Annotated in this window: 14 protein-coding genes; 8 read left to right on the top strand and 6 right to left on the bottom strand. The window is 50.1% G+C overall.

The features are described from left to right. Window positions 1-27 precede the first annotated feature (27 nt). Window positions 28-333 carry a TIGR03643 family protein gene (locus ACZ520_RS04195; protein WP_416480795.1) on the top strand — a complete coding sequence of 102 codons (306 nt, stop codon included), beginning with the start codon at window positions 28-30 and terminating at the stop codon, window positions 331-333. Between the two features lie 2 nt (window positions 334-335). Here the strand turns inward: ACZ520_RS04195 and ACZ520_RS04200 are convergent, their stop codons facing one another. Next, a complete protein-coding gene (locus ACZ520_RS04200) occupies window positions 336-890 on the bottom strand; it encodes a GbsR/MarR family transcriptional regulator (RefSeq protein ID WP_464127615.1) in 555 nt (184 codons plus the stop codon). A 56-nt stretch (window positions 891-946) separates the two neighbouring features. On the opposite strand from ACZ520_RS04200, the gene ACZ520_RS04205 reads away from it, so the two are divergent. Then, the gene (locus tag ACZ520_RS04205) at window positions 947-1,381 is read left to right on the top strand and encodes an OsmC family protein (protein WP_464127616.1); all 435 of its coding nucleotides are present in this window, start codon (window positions 947-949) and stop codon (window positions 1,379-1,381) included. A gap of 14 nt (window positions 1,382-1,395) precedes the next feature. Here the strand turns inward: ACZ520_RS04205 and ACZ520_RS04210 are convergent, their stop codons facing one another. After that, a complete protein-coding gene (locus ACZ520_RS04210; RefSeq protein ID WP_464127617.1) occupies window positions 1,396-2,304 on the bottom strand; it encodes a LysR family transcriptional regulator in 909 nt (302 codons plus the stop codon). Window positions 2,305-2,403: 99 nt separating this feature from the next. Here ACZ520_RS04210 and ACZ520_RS04215 point away from each other — a divergent pair, with 99 nt between their 5' ends. From ACZ520_RS04215 to ACZ520_RS04230, 4 genes are all read left to right on the top strand, one after another. Next, a complete protein-coding gene (locus ACZ520_RS04215) occupies window positions 2,404-3,162 on the top strand; it encodes a type 1 glutamine amidotransferase domain-containing protein (protein WP_088566055.1) in 759 nt (252 codons plus the stop codon). Between the two features lie 34 nt (window positions 3,163-3,196). Further along, window positions 3,197-3,904 (top strand): alpha/beta fold hydrolase, encoded by a 708-nt coding sequence (locus ACZ520_RS04220; protein ID WP_464127618.1) that lies wholly within the window; start codon window positions 3,197-3,199, stop codon window positions 3,902-3,904. Further along, the gene (locus ACZ520_RS04225) at window positions 3,901-4,617 is read left to right on the top strand and encodes an SDR family oxidoreductase (protein ID WP_464127619.1); all 717 of its coding nucleotides are present in this window, start codon (window positions 3,901-3,903) and stop codon (window positions 4,615-4,617) included. Before ACZ520_RS04220 ends, ACZ520_RS04225 begins: the two co-directional genes overlap by 4 nt. Window positions 4,618-4,707: 90 nt before the next feature. Next, on the top strand, window positions 4,708-5,925 hold the full coding sequence (locus ACZ520_RS04230; RefSeq protein ID WP_464127620.1) for a hypothetical protein: 1,218 nt from the start codon (window positions 4,708-4,710) through the stop codon (window positions 5,923-5,925). A gap of 2 nt (window positions 5,926-5,927) precedes the next feature. Here ACZ520_RS04230 and ACZ520_RS04235 read toward each other — a convergent pair whose 3' ends face one another. Beyond that, entirely contained in the window at window positions 5,928-6,704 is a 777-nt protein-coding gene (locus tag ACZ520_RS04235; protein ID WP_464127621.1) for a bestrophin-like domain, read from the bottom strand. Window positions 6,705-6,910: 206 nt separating this feature from the next. On the opposite strand from ACZ520_RS04235, the gene ACZ520_RS04240 reads away from it, so the two are divergent. Beyond that, window positions 6,911-9,469 (top strand): U32 family peptidase, encoded by a 2,559-nt coding sequence (locus ACZ520_RS04240; protein ID WP_416480801.1) that lies wholly within the window; start codon window positions 6,911-6,913, stop codon window positions 9,467-9,469. 30 nt (window positions 9,470-9,499) lie between these two features. Here ACZ520_RS04240 and ACZ520_RS04245 read toward each other — a convergent pair whose 3' ends face one another. Then, complete coding sequence (locus ACZ520_RS04245) at window positions 9,500-9,781, bottom strand: chorismate mutase (RefSeq protein ID WP_011163468.1); 282 nt, start codon at window positions 9,779-9,781, stop codon at window positions 9,500-9,502. Window positions 9,782-9,800: 19 nt separating this feature from the next. Next, window positions 9,801-11,018, bottom strand: a complete 1,218-nt coding sequence (locus tag ACZ520_RS04250) for a class I SAM-dependent rRNA methyltransferase (RefSeq protein ID WP_464127622.1) — start codon at window positions 11,016-11,018, stop codon at window positions 9,801-9,803. Between the two features lie 189 nt (window positions 11,019-11,207). Between ACZ520_RS04250 and ACZ520_RS04255 the strand changes: the two genes are divergently transcribed. Then, window positions 11,208-12,470, top strand: coding sequence for a JmjC domain-containing protein (locus tag ACZ520_RS04255; protein WP_464127623.1), 1,263 nt, complete (start codon window positions 11,208-11,210; stop codon window positions 12,468-12,470). 1 nt (window position 12,471) lies between these two features. On the opposite strand, the gene ACZ520_RS04260 is transcribed toward ACZ520_RS04255, so the two are convergent. After that, entirely contained in the window at window positions 12,472-13,257 is a 786-nt protein-coding gene (locus tag ACZ520_RS04260; protein WP_464127624.1) for a tail fiber protein, read from the bottom strand. Window positions 13,258-13,281 lie beyond the last annotated feature (24 nt).

A 13,281-nucleotide genomic window follows, 5' to 3' on the forward strand; every position in this document is an offset into this window, starting at 1 on the left:
GGCTTTAGAGAGGCGGGAAAGGGTCGGATGGGAATTTCAAAAGAGCTGAAAAAGAAGTTTGCCGGTTTCTCTGAAGAAGATCGCGCCAGACTTGTTCGCATGGGCTGGGAGGATCGCACGACTTTTGAGGTGATTGCCGTGCAGTTTGGGCTGTCGCCCAATGAGTTCGTTCACTTCATGAGATCAGTGCTGTCAGGGAATGCGTTCAGCCGCTGGAGGCGGCGTGTGTTTGAACAAGGGCGGCTGAAGAACGAAAAAAAACGGGGATTCAAGATCACCCGTTTTAAGTGTTCAAGACAGTCTGTGGATGGAATTACGAAAGGCTGGAAGTAGTCCTATTTTTCAGCTTTCAGTGCTTCTTCCGTCCAGCAAGCCAGGGATTCTTCGTCACTTTGTCCGATAATAAAATTCAGGGCAAATTGCGCTAAAGTGATCATCTGTCCAAGCTCTTCGACACGGTCGGATTGAATCAGCGATTCCTGCTCGCCTCTTTTTTCGTGGATCTTGTGGAGTGTCCCGAATTTTTCTTGCGCGGTCGCGATGATTTTTGCTTCTCTCTCTTTAAGAATGTCTTTGATCACTGGGATGACATTCGGGGCCGCCGAGTATCGTTTTGTTTTCTTTCCATCTTCTGTCATCAGGATGAGGCCATAGGCTTCCAGCTCGGAAAGGGCCGGGCTGATAAGAGCTTTAGAAACGCCCAGTCTTTGAGTCAGTTCGGCGCCACTAAGGCTGGTCTTTGACAAAAAGACCTGAGTCCAAATTTGGCCGTGAATTCTGCGAAAGCCCCAATAGCGGATAAAGTCCCCAACAGACTCTGACAAGTCGCGGAGTTTGTTAATTTCGGCAGTGCTGGTGGGGATGCTGTTTTTTTGGTCTGCTTTTTTCATTTAGTTCATGCTACCATGAACCATATAAGGCAGCAAGATTTTGAGGAGAGTTTGTTATGAGCAAGTATCCAATGTTCTTCAAAGCAAGGGCCGAAAGCTTGTCGGGAATTCAGACACCGTGGGATTCCAAAGCGATGTCAGTAGATGCCGGTCTTCAGATGGCAATACCCGCAGAATTTGAAGGGCCCGGGAGCGGATTCAGCCCTGAGGATCTTTATGTCATGGCGCTGCAGAATTGTTTTGTGGCCACTTTTAAAGTGTTCGCTGAAAAATCAAGACTGGCCTATGAAAGTCTTCGGGTGGAATCAGAACTGACCGTGGATCGGGATGAGGCAGGGCGACCGTGGATGGCCCGTTGCGTTTTTGCTGTGTATCTTGAGGGCTGTGTGCAGATTGAAAATGCCAAAAGAATCCTGGCGAAGACATCCGAAAACTGCATGATTCTGAATTCAGTCAAGACTGAGAAGGTGTTTGAATTTCATGTGTCTTAGAGAGTTCCCGCCAGTTAGGCCAGCTTTTGGAATTCTTGCCTTAAGACCTCGCGGAACCAGGCTTTCAGGGGATCTTTATGAGTCAAAGAATGCCAGATCATGCGAATCTCAATCTTGGGTATGTCGACGGGGCATTTTTGTACCTGCACCGGGAAGTGTTCAGCATACTTCTTGAGTAGCTGTGAAGGGGCTGTCAGCACCAAATCCGTTGATGCCACTGTCCACGCAAGTCCGGTAAAACTGTAAGATCCAAATGCAATATGACGTTCCAGAGTTTTGCCATTCACACGTTTGCGCAGGCCATCTTTGAAATCCCCCTGCAGCGTGATCAGGGCATGGTCGCACTCGTAAAACTGTGCCGCTTTCAGTGTTCCCTGGATGATGGGATGATTCTTACGATAGGCTGTTGAAAAGCCATCCTCGTAAACCTTCACCTGATAAAAGCCTTCAGGAAGATTTTTGTAGAACCCGGCGATGGCAAGATCATACACTCCGCTTTCAAGTTCTGACTTGGGAAGGTCGCCGCCCGTGGGGCGGAAAGAGATCTGTAAACCCGGTGCTTCATTTTTCAGTCTTTTTAACAAGGCCGGAGCCAGAATCACTTCCACCATATCTGTGGTGGCGATACTGATGCGGTCCTGGGCTTTCTTGGGGTCGAACTTTTCGGACTGCTGGGCCAGCGCACGGGCCTGCTGGGTGAACGCCTCAACAGAAGCACGCATGTTCATAGCCGTCTGGGTGGCCGACATTCCCTTGGGAACGCGAACAAATAAAGGATCATTGAAGTGATCACGCAGTTTGGAAAGGGCGTGGCTGGCGGCGGATTGACTCATGTTCAGCTCTTCGGCTGTTTTTGAGATGTTCGACGTCCGGTACAGGCTTTCAATGATAAATAACAGGTTTAAATCCAGGCCAGGTTTCATAGTAATTATGATTATTTCAGATAGCCATTATGAAAGCTATGAAATTGATAGATTAGGCTGAAACGGGCATCCTTGAGGCTGTAACAAAGGAGATCACTTATGAAAGCTCTGGCAACTATTCTGGCTGTAGTGGGACTGTCGGTCGGCGCCCAGGCCAAGGAAGAGGGTAAAACCATGAAAAAGGCATTGATTGTTGTGACAAACCATAACGTAAAAGGCAGCACGGGCCAACAAACGGGCTGGTATCTGTCGGAAGTGACGCATATTTATTATCCGTTGATCAAAGCCGGATATAAAGTGGACTTCGCCAGCCCCAAAGGAGGAGTGGCCACGATGGACGAATCCAGCCTTGATTTGAAGGATCCTGATAACAAGAAGTTCGTGGAAGACAAGAAGTTGATGTCGCAAATGCAGAACACTTTGGCGGTGAGCAAGGTCCATTCAAAAGACTATCAGTTGATTCACTTTGCCGGGGGGCACGGGGCCATGTGGGACTTTGCAAACTCGCCTGATATGGACAAGCTGACGGCAGCTATCTATGAAAACGGCGGTATTGTTTCGGCGGTCTGCCACGGGCCTGCGGCCCTGGTGAACGTGAAACTTTCCAATGGTGATTATTTGGTGAAAGGCAAAGATGTCAGTGCCTTCACGGACGCTGAAGAAAACGAAGTAGGCCTTAGCAAAGTGGTGCCTTTCATGCTGGAATCCACTTTGCGTGAACGAGGCGCAACAATGCATCCGGTAAAAAACTGGAATTCGCAGGCGATTGTTTCTGAAAGACTGGTGACGGGTCAGAATCCTCAGTCGGGACACGCGGTCGCGAAGAAGCTTGTAGAACTGTCCAAGACGTTAAAATAGTGTCTTTGTCATGCCCCGGTGTTAAGATCGGGGCATGAAGCCACTTGAAACTATTGTATTGCTGCCGGGATTTTTGTGTGATGAGCGCCTGTGGGCCCCGCTGGTCCCGGTTTTTTCCGAACGCTACAACGTTCGCGTGGTGGATCTGAAGCATCCTGAGAACCTGGAAGCGATGATTGAAGAAGTGGGAAAGACGGCCGACAAAGTTTTTCATCTGGTCGGTTTTTCCATGGGCGGGTATATCGCCGAAACTTTTGCGACCCGTTTTCCTGAACGAGTTCTGTCTTTGTCCCTGGTGGCTGCCAGCGTTGGTGCCTTGTCGGAAAAAACACGGGCGGCCCGCCTGAAGATGGTGGGCCTTTTAAGACGTGGAAAGTACAACGGCATCTCGGAAAAAGAGATGGACCGTTACATCCACCCCGATTTTCTGAAGGACCTGCAAGTGGTAGGCCCCATCATGCAGATGAGTGCGGATTTTTCCTCTGAACAGTATATCAACCAAACCTTGGCCACTGTGGACCGGATCGACCAAGGCGCGGCCTTGCAAGAACTGTCGTTCCCGGTTCTGATCGTGGCGGCGGCCAATGACCGGGTGGTGCCGTTGGAGTCTTTGAAGAATCGTCATGCCCAGATAACACGCTCCAAGTTCCAGATCATTGATCATTGCGGGCATTATGTGCCGTTGGAACAACCTGCCGAACTGGGTAAAGCCGTTCTGGATTTTGTCGGTGGTCAGTGGTGAAGCAAACGTGGGGCATCATTGGATTGGGTTGGCTGGGGCAGAAGCTTGCTGAACACTTAAGTCAAAAAGGCATCGAAAACTGGGGCACCCGCAGTCAGGATTTTGACTGGGGTTGTGATGATTTTCCGAATAAATCCTGTGACGTACTTTTCCTGAACACACCTCCGCTGGTGCAAATCAATCCTGAAGACTTCGTTGCCAAAATTCCGACAGGGGACTATCGCCGGATTATTTTTATCAGCTCGATTTCAGTGTATGGCGGCCAAGCCGGCAGCATCACCGAACAAACACCGGCGATGCCCACCACGGACAGCGCACGTTGGTTGGTGGCCGTGGAAACGCTTTTAGGTCAGAAGTTCTCGGGCCCACTGACGGTGATTCGTCCCGGCGGCTTGATTGGTGGTGACCGGCACCCTGCCAAAAGTTTGTCGCAAAGCCAGCGGCCTTGCGCTGGGAATTCAGCCGTGAATCTGATTCACCGTGACGATCTGGTGCAGATCATCTGGGCGGCGGCTCAGGCAGAATCCGCTTTGCCTGTTATTAATGCTGTGACGCCATTTCATCCCGTAAAAAAAGAATACTATGGCGAGTGGACGGCCGCGCGAGGAATGGCTCCAATTTTATTTACTGACGTACAAGAGCCTTCCAAGGTTGTGGGCTCGGATGTTCTTGCCAAGATTTATCCAGGTTGGCTTCGTCCGCGTTTGGACTGATGGGTTTTTCAGCAGCACTGCCGATAGATTTGGCAGTTCCGTGTTTTTATTAGCGATGACATCAGAGGCGTGGTAAAGGGATTGCCTCTTATGCATCATGATGTTTCTCTGACGGATGACCAAAATATACGCAAAGATTTGTTCTTTGCCTCGTCGAACCTGCTGAAGAAAATCCGTCAGCTTGAAAAAGACCACACGGATTTTCTGCTCTGGGATCAAATCCTGTATCAAGACTGGTACAATCTGACGTTCCGAGACGAACTTCAAGCCGGCGAGCTGCTTGAAAACCGTCATAAGGTTCTGACTACCTTCCAAGTGCATTTGAAATACGTCGCCAACACCTCGAATGTTCCTTTGGAGCGTGCCTACTGCATGCTGAAAGAGGAGGAAAGCCAGTACCAGGCCGGCGATGATGTGTGGAAGTTTGTTATCGACAAACTAAGAAAGAATCGCTTCGACACCGCGACCAGAAGTTCCGCTGTCGCCGGGGAGCCGCTGCCGATTCCTGAAGATGGACCGGCCGTTAATTTTGCTGAAATTTTCTTTAAGGACGATTCCGCACTGAGCGGTCTTAGACGTCGTGCGCGCTCGGTGTATCACTATCTGAATGATATTGACGATGGCATGATGGCCCGTCATCTGTCCGTTCCAATGGCGGGATATCAGTTGTTTAAAGAAACCTTTCAGATTGCGATGAAGTGCGGCGATTGGAAATTATTGGGGCGTTTGTGGAAGGCGGCTGATCCCGCTTACCAGCAAAGATACCTGCGCAATATGCCGGTCCATTTAAAAGACTTCCTTCAGCAGATCATTGCTGAAAATGCCAGTGAAGAAGCTCTTGAAAAAGAACAGGCCGAAGCCGAAAGTCTGCTTCGCACCACCTATCGTAAACTGGCGCGCCTGCTTCACCCGGACAAGCAGATCGGTGTTTCGAAAGAGCATCAGGATTGGGCTTCCATCAAATGGCAGCGTGTGCAAGCGGCATACAAAGCCCAGGACCATGACGCCTTGAAACGCATTGAACTTTTATGCATGGCCGAGCTGGGGCAGCTCAATGACTTGACCACCGATGAAATCTATCAAAGTTCTTTGGTCTTGAATGAAGAGTACGAAACTCTCAAGAAGAATTTGAAGGCCTGTCGCAAGCATCCGGCGTGGAAGTTTTCCAGCCGCCGCAGTTATGAGACACTCAAAAAACAAGCCCGTCTTGAGCTGGAAAAGCGCTTTGGTCCCCTCGAGGCGGAAGTGCACATGCTGGAAAGCCTGTTGAAAATGCTTTCCGCCGCCGAGATGCAGGCCGTTCACTAAAGCTATTTTGAATCCGACAGCATTTTAATCAGCGGGGCCTGGCTGACTTGAATCAGGCCACGCTGGGGACGGTCGATATCAAGCACCAGTCCTATTACCAATGAAAACAGCACCGACAAGATACCGACATTGAAAAGTGATGCTTTTCTGGTCCCTTCCAGGAATCCCAAAGAGCCAATTCCGATGAACGCAATAATGATCAGGATAATATACACCAGTTCGGGAGTCCGGCTGGCGGTGGCATGGTGGCGTTCGCTGCCGATATCAAAAACTTCATTCATGGCACTGATGTTCAGGGCTGTGACCGGATCCTTGTGCTTATTTGCAGCCTTAACAATGACTTTCCATATTTTTTGCTGAAGCTCGTCAGTTTGGGCAACGATCTGTCGGCTTTTTTCCGTGTCAGTTTTGATATTATGAAAATCAATACGGACTTTCACATACTCATGGAGCAAGGCTTTTATGGGCTGTCCAAATTCTGCGGGCAGAAGGTCGGCCCTTAAAAAAGAAGTTCCAATCGCATTGGCTTCCTGAACAACCAGATTTCGGCGCCCATCATATCGGATGACCGACATGGAAAAGGTGAATCCGAGGACCAGAGCCAGCAATCCCAATATTGTCGTGGGAACGAAGCTTGATGGGGATTCCTTTTCAAAAGAAGCTTGGTCTTTAATCATTTTTCGGGTTGTCCAGCCGATGAAGGCCGAAGTAATCATCAATAGGGCCAAAACCAGTACGACGACGGCCAAATTCTGTTGATATAGGAAATTCATCTGCATTTAGTGCCCCTGTCAGAATTAGCTTAGGTTAGCCGGGTTTTGCCAGGATCGGTATTTTTCGCATCTTGTGTTTTAACGCCTTCTGGCCTGAGAATAAGGGGGTGCTGCTTGAATCCAAGCCCCTGGAATTAATAAAAATTTCGCATTTTTGGGGAGGAAGGGGATTCTTCTTGCGGAATTCTCTTGGTACTGGCTTATTACCGTCCATGCAAACACAAAGCTTCAAACGTCCTGAACTGTTACTTCCCGTGGGTACCAAAGAGATGGCTATGGCCGCCATCCACAATGGGGCTGATGCCATCTTCATGGGTGTACCGGGTTTCAATGCCCGCGGGCGAAGCTATGATTTCCAAATCGAGGAAGTCAAAGAGATCATCGACACCTGCCATCTTTACGGCGTGAAGGTGAATCTGGCCTTCAATATTCTGATCTTCCAAAACGAACTGCACAAGGCAGCCGAGACTCTGGAAAAAATCCTTCCGCTAAAACCGGATGCCTTCATCGTACAGGATCTGGGCTTGGTCCGTCTGATCCGTCAGATGGCTCCGAATCAGCGCGTGCACGGTTCCACGCAGATGAGCATCAGCAATGCCGAAGCCATCACCTGGCTTGATGATCTGGGCATTCAGCGCTTCGTGTTGGCGCGTGAAAACTCCATTAAAGAAATTCATTCGATCAAACAAAACACTGACAAAGAAATCGAAGTCTTCGTGCATGGCGCACTTTGTGTGAGCTATTCCGGTCAGTGTTTCACATCCGAAGGCATCGGTGGCCGTTCCGCCAACCGTGGCCAGTGCGCGCAAAGCTGCCGCTTCAACTACGAAATGTATGTCGACGAAGAAAAGCGCGATCTGGGCGGAAAGTCCTTCCTGGTGTCCCCGCAGGACCTTTGCGGCATCAATGAAGTCCCAAGCCTGCTTGAAGCGGGTGTGGACTGCTTCAAGGTCGAAGGACGTCTGAAAACGCCTGAGTACGTCGCGACGGCGGCTCGCAGTTTTGATCAGGCGATTGAGTCGGCGCAAAATCATCAGGCCCTGATGAATCCGGTGCTGCTGAAAAAACAAATGGCCACGGCATTTTCCCGTGGCTTCTTCAGCGGTTGGTTCCACGGGGTGAATCACCAGAAACTGGTGGAAGGCACGTTCAGCGCCCACCGTGGATTTGAATTCGGTAAAGTCGTTCGTGTTAAGGACAGTTCTTTGGAAGTCGAACTGACCGAAGAAAACATCCAGCAGGGACTGAAGGCCGACTTCATCCAGGCCGGTGACGGTGTGTTGTGGGTTTATCAGGACCGCAACGGACAAAGTGCTGAAAAAGGCGGATTTGTTTTCGCCGTCAAATCCCTGAACACGCGCCGCTTTGAATTGGAATTTTCTCGTGACATCAACATGAGTGAGCACTTCATGGGTGCTCGTGTGTTCTACAATCACGACAAGGACCTGAAGCGGGACGTGGCTTTGAGTGTGGAAGACAAGGAAAGAAAGAAGCGTCTTCCGGTGTCTATTCATGCGGAGGCGTCTTTGGGGCAGCCTTTGAAGGTAACATACACAGATGGTCGTTACACCGTTTCTGCAACGTCTGCAAATGTCTGTGAGCCTGCGAAATCCAAGGGTTTGAACTCTTTGGACTTGCGTGAAGAGCTGTTTGCCTTGATGGGTAGCCCGTTCCGCGGGCATGAGTTCACTTGCGAACTGGATGCTTCCACGCCGCTATTCCTGCCGGCTCGTCAGGTGAAGGAGCTTCGTCAGCAACTGGTGAAAGAACTGACGGATCTGCGCATTCAAAATGGCGCGGCTCCGGAAGTGCTGACCGCCTTGGCGGTTGGTGAATGGATTGAAGGCAACAAGACGGCTGAAAAAGCTGTGCCGGGTGCTAAGCTGAACCTGCTTCTGCGTGAAAAAGGGCAGGTGGAAGACTTCGTGAACGCCATCAAGTCCGGTGAGTTGACCACCACGGGTTTGAATCTGGTGATCCTGGATTTCGAGTTCGGTTTGGATTTTGAGCCCAGCTTGAAGCTGCTGAAAGAAAACGGCATCAAGGTGGGTATTGCCACCACCCGTATTTTGAAACCGAATGAACACCGCAACGTGAAGCATCTGTTCAATTTGAATCCGGATGCGATCCTTGCCAGAAACCTGGGTGCGGTTCAGTGGCTGCAGGCCAATAACTATCAGGGCCAGATCCTGGGTGACTTCAGCTTGAACGTGACGAACCACCTGACGGCGCAATACCTGTTGAACAAAGGTCTTCACAGCCTGTGCCTGGGCTATGACTTAAACAACGTGCAGGTCAGTGAGCTGATTCAAGCCGGTCAAGCCGCGCAATTTGAAGTGACGGCTTACCAGTACATGCCAAGCTTCCACATGGAGCACTGTGTGTTCGCGGCGTTCCTAAGCAAAGGCTCCAGCTTCAAGGACTGTGGCAAGCCTTGTGAAAAGCACCAGGTGAAACTGAAAGACCAGTTCGGCAACTGGCACCAGATCAAGCCGGATCAGGAATGCCGTAATACCATGTACAACGGAACGTCCCAGTCGGCGGCCCGCTATGTGAAGGAATGGGAATCTTTGGGCTTGGGTTATATCCGCTATGAAGCCTTGAAAGAGCGTCACTCTGAGCTGATCACCAAGATTCAGGGGCATTTGGATTTCATCAGCGGTAAAAAAGATCTGGAATCTTTGATCAAGGATCTGGGGAACGTAGAAAGCTACGGTCTTTCTGAAAGCCACTTCCAGAGAGAAAAAGAATACCAAAGCCGCAAGAAGTAATAAAAAAGGGAGTCAGAAGACTCCCTTTTTTTATTCAAATTTCGAGCGAAGATACTTTTCGTATTCCCGAAGGACCGAGTTCATGACCCCTTTAAGCAGTTCATCCATCGCCGGGTCCTGACCTTGTTTCCCGTCCATATTGACGAAGTCTTTTAAGATCTGTTCTTCACGTTCGGCATTGAAGAAGGGCTGGCCTTCCTGCTGCTTGATCTTCCACACGGCCATGGTCAAATCACGGCGGCGCAGTAAAAGCGCATGCATTTCTTTGTGAACCTGATCAATTTCCTGACGAAGACTTTGGATTGTTTCCATAGATAAAAGACCTTCTTGGTTAGTCCAGACGGAACAGGGCAAACTTCAGATAACGAAGCTCTTCCATGGCCAAAGGGTAGGGGTGATCCACCGGCTGACCGCCAATATAAACCAGCGTGGCCTTCTTGCGGGCGCGGGAAAAGGCTTCCTGGCAGATATCCATAAACTCTTTGGTCGAGATATGGCTGGAGCAGGAACTCGCCGCAAACAGGCCTTCAGGGTTCACCAGTTTGATGGAGTTGGAGAACACCTTGGTGTAAGCGGCCTTGGCTTGCTCGACCGATTTTTCATTCGGGGCAAAGCTAGGCGGGTCGGTGATCACGATGTCGTACTTTTTCTTGTCGGTGTTCAACTGCTCGAGATAGGCAAAGGCATCGGTCGCCACATCATGGTGAACTGTCTTAAGGTCGTTGATTTCGAAATTGCGGGCCACGGCCTGAATAGCGACTTTGGCGATATCCACACTGGTGACTTCTTTGGCGCCACCTTTGGCGGCAAAGATGGAAAAGCCGCCAGTATAGCTGAACAGATTCAGCACCGTTTTGTCTTTGGCAAAGTGCTGAATCATTTTGCGGTTGTCGCGTTGATCCAGGAAGAAACCGGTCTTGGCAGCATCACGGATGTTCGAGGCAAAGAGAACGCCATTTTCCAGGAACTGAACTTCCGGCGCCAGGGTTCCCACAATATTGACGCCTTTTTCTTCGGCGTCATTACGGCGCTTCAGGTACACGCACTTTACCTGAGGGAAGGCTTCCTGGATTTTTTCGGCAATGGCCGGGGCATTCCAGGTCTTTTCCATGATCGGGTGATCGTGTTTGATCACGGCCGTGTCGTTGTAAACGTCCACGATCAGGCCCGGAAGGCCGTCGCCTTCGCCGTTAATCAGGCGGAAGGAATTGGTGACTGACAGGTCGAAGGTTTTGCGAATCTCAACAGCCTTGCGCCACTGGCTTTCAAAGTAAAGTTCCAGGGTGCGCTTCATGTTGTTGCGGCGGAAGATGGGCTCTTCAGCCAAAACCAGAACTCGGAAACGCAACTGAGTATCGCCCTGCCAGATACCCAACGCCAGGGCTTCGCCCTTATAATTTAGCATATGAATTCCGGACTTCAGGTTGCGGCTGGGATCAAAACAGTTGGCGAAAAGCCAGCGATGACCTTGTTTTAAGTGCTTGGTCACGTCACGTTTTAGCTCGATGGTTTCAATGGTGTTTTCAAATGTGACGGCAGCAGAAGTCATAGTTCGGGGTCTCCAAAGCGAGGGCTCTTTTTATGCTAAATCGCCCCTCTTCGCAAGGTGTTAGCAGGGGCTTTGCCGGGGGCACAGAAGGGGGGTGGCAAATTTACAGGCCGGACCTTCTATTTGACTCCCAGATCAATCTCAACGACTCTGGCGCCTTCAAATTTCGCTCTTAAAACGGAGTATTCCATGGCGCAAAAAAACGGCACCCCCAAGGCTGCATCCACCGTGCTTGATCAGAAGTTCTGGCAGAACTTCGCCAAGAACCATTGGGAGAAAAAGCCCCTGGTCGCCCGCAATGTGAAATCCGGCCTGCTGGAGATGACGGATGCTGAGATCTTTGAGCTGTTGGTCAGCTACAGTGACCGTTGCCGCGAAATGAATGATCCTGAAGGATTGAAGTTTTTCATTGAGGGCGTGAAGGCTGATCCGGAAGAAGTTTTGCAGCTGCTTCCCGAAAAGTCCGACAAGTCCTTGTTGGGCTATCACAAACGCATGAACGCCCAGTTCCCGGATTACTGCCTGGTCTGCGATGAGCTTTTGCAGGTGAATCTGAAAAAGCAGCATCTGTTGCAGGACTTTACCGACGATCTTTTCCGTCATGTGGGTTTTCCGAATCGTTTTTCTGAAATCGGCCTTTATCTGGGGAATTATCGCAAGACTCCGTTCGGAGTTCATGTGGACTCCTGCGGGGTCTTCAGCTTCCCGGTGGCGGGTGTGAAAAGATTCCGTCTGTGGCCTGCAGCTTACGGCGATGAACATCCGGAGCTGGATCGTACGTTCAATTATGAAAAGCACAAGAAGCATTCCCAGCTTGTCGAAGTCGGTCCGGGGGACATGACGTACTGGCCGTCTTCAGAGTGGCATATCGCTGAATCTGACGGCTCTTTCAGCGCGACCTGGAGTCTGGGCGTGTGGGTGGATCAGACCCACGGGGATATGTTTGGGACAGCATTGAAGAATTTGGTTGATGCGAAGCTGGGCTCAGCGGGGTTGAAAGTCACAACACCCTTTAAGACGTTGCATGACAAGTCCGGTGAAGTCGGGGGGCTGCCCAAGATTTATCAGGACTCTTTGAAAGCGTTGAAGTCTCTGAGTGCCGCCGAACTGGAAGAGGCGTTCTTGAAATCCTGGATGAAGCACATTTCGCTGCAAGGGTTTAAGACCGTGCCGGTGTCTGAGGTGACTGTGACTATGAAATCATCTGTGCAGCTTCGCAGTGTTCGTTCGCCGGTGTTGTGGCTGCAGGGGCTGGCAAATAAGAAGCAATTCAGTCTGAGCTATGGTGGGGTGCTGGTTGAAAGCTCTTCTGCCGGGTTGTTGAAGCTTGTGAAGGACTTGAATGCGGGGCAGGTCTGTGTTCCCGCTCAATACCTGAAAGGCAACGGAGCGAAGGCGGACCTTCGCTTGTTGCAAGAGCTGGCAGATGCCGGGGGATTTGTCTGTTTGTAATCTAATAATTGCGGGGGTCTTCGCAAAGGAAGACTCTGACAGGTTTTTGTCCGTTTTGTCCTGATGCAACGATTATGTGGTCTTTCAGCTCTTTCATATTTTTGGGTGTGTATTTTGGATTCATGATAGAGAAGTAGATCCCTCCTTCGTCGCATGTGGCATATTCGTTAGGAGCCCCTTGAAAGACGGGATAGTTTATCAGGCGGCTGACCAGGAACGGAACCTCATTTCTGCCGTTAAGGACTATCAGTTGACCGTTGTTGAATGTAGGCACTTCAAGGTCGGTGGATTCATTTTCGCAAAATTCGGGCATGTAAAGATCGGTCATAGAGCCAAAGACAATATCTGTAAAAACATGTTTGTTTGAATCCATAATCAGATCGTTCTCTAGGTTTTGAGACATTTTTGCGTGTTGCTCGATAAAACTGGCATTGTCTTTGTTTTCATCTGCAAACCAGGAGCCTTTGTTGCAAACATAGAATGGATAGGACTTCCCCTGTACCGTCAGGTCTGGAATTCTTGGAACTCCAAATGTGAATTTGTTGTCGCCTCCAAAGTAGCTGCCGTACAAAGCATAGATATCCGAGTAGTCCCGGATCGACAGCAATTGTCCCTTTGCTGGTATCCAGTCACTTAATTCGTCTTTGCAGCGTTGATTCTGTGGGCAGCGGGAATATTCCGAGTCCTTAAATGCACGAACTTCTCCAAGGCGGCAGGCGAAGGCAGAAGTGCTGGTCAGAATCAGTGTTGCAGTCAGTGTGCGGCAGATCCATTGAGTGAGTTTCATTTTTTTCTCCGTGTTGGTTGTTAT

The sequence above is a fragment of the Bdellovibrio sp. BIS2 genome (assembly GCF_055398295.1).

Coding starts and splice junctions, on each gene's coding strand:
- ACZ520_RS04235 (WP_464127621.1), bottom strand. CDS start 6,704: ATGCAGATGAATTTCCTATATCAACAGAATTTGGCCGTCGTCGTACTG.
- ACZ520_RS04200 (WP_464127615.1), bottom strand. CDS start 890: ATGAAAAAAGCAGACCAAAAAAACAGCATCCCCACCAGCACTGCCGAA.
- ACZ520_RS04260 (WP_464127624.1), bottom strand. CDS start 13,257: ATGAAACTCACTCAATGGATCTGCCGCACACTGACTGCAACACTGATT.
- ACZ520_RS04230 (WP_464127620.1), top strand. CDS start 4,708: ATGCATCATGATGTTTCTCTGACGGATGACCAAAATATACGCAAAGAT.
- ACZ520_RS04210 (WP_464127617.1), bottom strand. CDS start 2,304: ATGAAACCTGGCCTGGATTTAAACCTGTTATTTATCATTGAAAGCCTG.
- ACZ520_RS04245 (WP_011163468.1), bottom strand. CDS start 9,781: ATGGAAACAATCCAAAGTCTTCGTCAGGAAATTGATCAGGTTCACAAA.
- ACZ520_RS04255 (WP_464127623.1), top strand. CDS start 11,208: ATGGCGCAAAAAAACGGCACCCCCAAGGCTGCATCCACCGTGCTTGAT.
- ACZ520_RS04215 (WP_088566055.1), top strand. CDS start 2,404: ATGAAAGCTCTGGCAACTATTCTGGCTGTAGTGGGACTGTCGGTCGGC.
- ACZ520_RS04205 (WP_464127616.1), top strand. CDS start 947: ATGAGCAAGTATCCAATGTTCTTCAAAGCAAGGGCCGAAAGCTTGTCG.
- ACZ520_RS04240 (WP_416480801.1), top strand. CDS start 6,911: ATGCAAACACAAAGCTTCAAACGTCCTGAACTGTTACTTCCCGTGGGT.
- ACZ520_RS04220 (WP_464127618.1), top strand. CDS start 3,197: ATGAAGCCACTTGAAACTATTGTATTGCTGCCGGGATTTTTGTGTGAT.
- ACZ520_RS04195 (WP_416480795.1), top strand. CDS start 28: ATGGGAATTTCAAAAGAGCTGAAAAAGAAGTTTGCCGGTTTCTCTGAA.
- ACZ520_RS04250 (WP_464127622.1), bottom strand. CDS start 11,018: ATGACTTCTGCTGCCGTCACATTTGAAAACACCATTGAAACCATCGAG.